Raw genomic sequence first — 3,871 nt, forward strand, 5'->3', positions numbered from 1 at the left:
TGTAGTTGGACGCACCAAGCACGGCGACAAAGACTTGTGCCTGACGGACCTCACCCGTAGTCGGCGACACGATGGGCACCGTGGGCCCGCAGTAGTCAATAAAGAGCTTTTCCCCCGCCTTGTGGATCTGGCGCATGGAGCGCTTTTGCAACTGACACCAGGACTTGTAACGGTCGCAGAACTGGGAGTAGCTGTAACAGCTATTGGGATAGCGCTGGGTGTACTCCTCCCAGAGCAGCTGTTTGGAGACCCCCTTGCGCTTGAGCTCCTGATGGACAGAGGGCCAATCCGGCACAACATGGCGGGCCGAGATGGTGGTATCGGCCTGCGGATAGAACAGGGCAGCCAGTCGGCCATCATCAAGCTCGGTAGGTAAGGGCCAGGTAAGGCCAAGCGCCTGGGCACTGTTGAGGAGTTTCTGGATGGAGCCGACACTAACCTTGGTACAGATACTGATCTGGCGAAAAGAGAGCTGAGCCTCCAGCCGCAGTCGCAGTACTTCACGAATTTTACGCATTGCAATCCTCTTGGCAGACATAGGCTCTTCCCTGGCAAAAGGGAGAGCGTATCAAAGGTTGTTAAATCAATGCGTTAAGGATGATTCTGGTGAATGTGAACAGTGATTCCGGGATGTTGAACACTGTTTCCGGAAAGGAGGGGCAAAGTGTTCAGGTTGAGCCGGAATGAGCGTTCACATTGGTCCGGAAATGGTGTTCACGTTGAACCGGAATCGGTGTTCATGATCGGCCGGAATATGCATAAGCTCAACCTTCATTTCTGGTAAGCCGCAGAATAGAGTGGCAACGTCCTCTGCCTTATCCCTTTACCTGCACCCTTTGAGTCTCCACCACGTTCATCTGCTTGGTACCCTTGCACTAAATAAATACACCTAATCGTACTACACCATCCCGAAAGCCCTGAGGTATAGGGCCTGGCAGCAAAGCCTGGCATGACCTTGTGATTGTGAGAGCAACCGAAGTTGAGCTGCACTTCGGCAATATGCTGGTAGAACGTGGTACAGACAGCACAATCTTTTTCACCACACTGTGATTAACTCAGTATATGTCGCCTGTATACTCATGCCGATACTGGTTACATACACATGTCGCATTTTGGAGCACATATGGCCCCCAGAGAGCTCACTTGGGATCAGACCCTACGCTTTCGCCTGCTAGAGATCGTGTTGCAATGGGAAGGACGGCTGACCACCAATCACCTAATGACAGCCTTCAATATCGGCCGCCAGCAAGCATCACGGGATATCAATCACTACCTGACCTACTACTCACCTGCAGGGTTGATCTATGACCGAAGCCTGAAGGGATACAAGCCCACCGAGCAATTTGTGCCGCGATTTAGTGAAGGACAAGTAGATGAGTACCTGATGCTGTTACATCGTGAAAAACAGCACCAACGCCAACATGAAGCGGGGCTGTTGACCCTACCGCTGATGGATTTGCGCTACGGCCATATCGAGATCTTGGATGTACCCAACCGCCATATCGACCCCAAGATTGTGCGGGGTCTGGTGCAAGCGGCTCGCGGTCAGTTGCGGGTCGATGTCGATTACGTATCCCTCAGCTCAGAGGAGCAGAGCGGCCGCAATATCGTGCCCCATACCCTGGTCTATGACGGGATCCGCTGGCACGTACGCGCTTACTGCGAGAAGAAAGGGGTATATCTGGATTTTGTGATGAGCCGATTTCGTGGGGAACCTAAGCTACTGGATACCTCCCCTCACGGCCGGGATCAGGATCTTGAGTGGAACACCAAGGTCACTGCGGTGGTCATTCCCAATCCAACCCTAAGCGCAGGACAACAGGCCATCATTGCCAGTGACTATGCCATGCCAGATGGCAAGCTGCTGCTCAACCAGCGCATCCCTTTGATGCATTACGCGCTGGAGCGCATGCAAGTGAGCTATAACGGCGATCACGAACAGCATCCGCTGCTCTACCCGCTGGTGCTGGCAAACCGGGACGAGTTGGTAGCCAAGGGCTGCATCTTCAAGCTCCAAAGCCCGGATTTGCGCGAGAGTTAAGGGACTTAGGGTGTTCCCAGAATAAAAACATGGCTACAGGAAGGCTAGCCCCGTTTGTACCTACTTACTTGCTCAAGAAAGTAGCTGCTCAGCTCACCCTTATGCTGGCTTGCTTCGCTTTCTGCGCTGGCCAAGTGACCGTTGCGCTCCTTCCATACCGCATATGCGGCAGCCTTCTCGACCTCGACTCGTTCTTGTTGCTCTTTCGGTAGGGCACACAGATTGTGACTCATACTGACCTCTTTGTTATCTATTGGTGCCATGGTACGCCATCACAGGCATGCGGGACTTGCGCTGGTTCAAAGGTGGTGCGCTATAATGCCTGTATATAAATACAGGCATTGTTACCATGAAGCTGTTAATCCCAGACCCATCACCCGCCGAGGTGACCATCCCGCTGTTCTTGCACCGTGCCTCTTGCGGCTTTCCCAGCCCGGCCAGCGACTACCTGGAAGGGAAGTTGGACCTCAACACCCACTGCGTGTCGCACCCTGCCGCAACCTTCTATCTGCGTGCCGAGGGGGAGAGCATGACCGGGGTCGGCATCTTTCCCGGTGACCTGTTGGTGGTTGATAAGAGCCTGACCCCGCTCCATGGCGATGTGGTGATTGCACTGCTCGACGGCGGCTTCACGGTCAAGACCTTGCAGCTCAAGCCGAGGCTGCGGTTGCTGCCAGCCAATCCGGCGTTCGCGCCTATCGACCCTTGCATGAGCCTCTCCCTGGAGCTATTCGGGGTGGTCACCCATGTGATTGGCAATCTGAGGCAGCGTGATGGCCATAGCGCTCGTTGATGTAAACAACTTCTACGCCAGCTGTGAGCGGCTGTTTCGCCCTGAGCTGCGTGGCCGCCCGATCGTGGTGCTCTCCAACAACGATGGATGCGTGGTGTCGCGCAGCCCCGAAGCCAAGGCGATGGGTATCAAGATGGCTGGGCCCTACTTCAAGATCCGCGAGCAGTTCGAGGCGCATGGCGGTGTGGCATTCAGCTCCAACTACGCGCTCTATGGAGATATGTCTGGCAGGGTGATGAGCACGTTGGAGACCATGGCCCCCGAGCTGGAGGTCTACTCCATCGATGAAGCATTCCTGTCACTGTCGGAGTCGTTTGCCGGGGACCTGACAGCCTATGGACAACAGATCCGGCAGCGAGTGTGGCAGTGGACCGGACTAACGGTAGGGGTTGGGATCGGCCCCACCAAGACCCTCGCCAAGCTGGCCAACTATGCAGCCAAGAAGTGGCCTGCCACGGGCGGCGTCGTGGACTTGCGTGACGCGCTGCGCCGTGCCCGGCTGATGGCTATCACCCCGGTGGATGAGGTGTGAGATAGCGCTACCTGCTGCACCAGCGGCAAACTTGCCGCCGGTGATTTCAGCGATCGCGCCGCTAGTGACGCTGTAAGCGATAGTCTTGCCCACCTCGCCTAGAGGTCAGCAGGATAGCCTCAAATGCATCAGAAAAGTGGATGGTGCCATTGAAGGCATTACGCTTAGCTAATCGAGCGTACGGGCCTAAATCTGACAGCATTTAAGATTTGTTAAAAATCTCATACACCCATTGAGCCAATACTTCCGGTGATGTTGTTTCTTTCCTTAGGCATTCTTCGCCACGATCCTTTGCCACAATGGCCAACTTCCCAGATTCAGAAATTTCAATATATGGAGCACCAAACTCATCAACCTCAATTCCTAAGGGGAATTTCTCATAAGGATTTCCATGTTCTTTTGCGTATTTGAAAAAGTAGTCTGCTAATTGCTCAAGTGTCATCACTACCACCTTTGACTTATTTTATTGGCTTGATGAAGCCTTCCTTAAGCAACTCATCAATAC

At 54.1% G+C, this 3,871-nt stretch carries 4 protein-coding genes and 2 pseudogenes; 3 read left to right on the forward strand and 3 right to left on the reverse strand.

Going from position 1 to position 3,871, the window contains the following annotated elements; genetic code table 11:
• A pseudogene (locus CAK78_RS09890) lies at positions 1-538 on the reverse strand (IS21 family transposase); the annotation flags it as partial.
• Positions 539-1,123: 585 nt separating this feature from the next.
• On the opposite strand from CAK78_RS09890, the gene CAK78_RS09895 reads away from it, so the two are divergent.
• On the forward strand, positions 1,124-2,041 hold the full coding sequence (locus CAK78_RS09895) for a WYL domain-containing protein (protein ID WP_094697153.1): 918 nt from the start codon (positions 1,124-1,126) through the stop codon (positions 2,039-2,041).
• Positions 2,042-2,085: 44 nt separating this feature from the next.
• Here the strand turns inward: CAK78_RS09895 and CAK78_RS09900 are convergent, their stop codons facing one another.
• Positions 2,086-2,304: a DUF3283 family protein gene (locus CAK78_RS09900; RefSeq protein WP_369597523.1), complete on the reverse strand. Its 219-nt coding sequence runs from the start codon at positions 2,302-2,304 to the stop codon at positions 2,086-2,088.
• Positions 2,305-2,390: 86 nt separating this feature from the next.
• Between CAK78_RS09900 and umuD the strand changes: the two genes are divergently transcribed.
• Together umuD and CAK78_RS09910 are read left to right on the forward strand one after the other, a co-directional pair.
• On the forward strand, positions 2,391-2,834 hold the full coding sequence (gene umuD, locus CAK78_RS09905) for a translesion error-prone DNA polymerase V autoproteolytic subunit (RefSeq protein WP_094697155.1): 444 nt from the start codon (positions 2,391-2,393) through the stop codon (positions 2,832-2,834).
• Positions 2,815-3,363 (forward strand): annotated as a pseudogene (locus CAK78_RS09910) (Y-family DNA polymerase); the annotation flags it as partial. The gene umuD and the pseudogene CAK78_RS09910, both read left to right, overlap by 20 nt.
• A 205-nt stretch (positions 3,364-3,568) precedes the next feature.
• Here CAK78_RS09910 and CAK78_RS09915 read toward each other — a convergent pair.
• Positions 3,569-3,808, reverse strand: a complete 240-nt coding sequence (locus tag CAK78_RS09915) for a hypothetical protein (RefSeq protein ID WP_094697156.1) — start codon at positions 3,806-3,808, stop codon at positions 3,569-3,571.
• Between the last annotated feature and the right edge of the window lie 63 nt (positions 3,809-3,871).

It is taken from the genome of Aeromonas sp. A35_P (assembly GCF_002259925.1).
Classification (GTDB): Bacteria; Pseudomonadota; Gammaproteobacteria; order Enterobacterales; family Aeromonadaceae; genus Aeromonas; species Aeromonas dhakensis.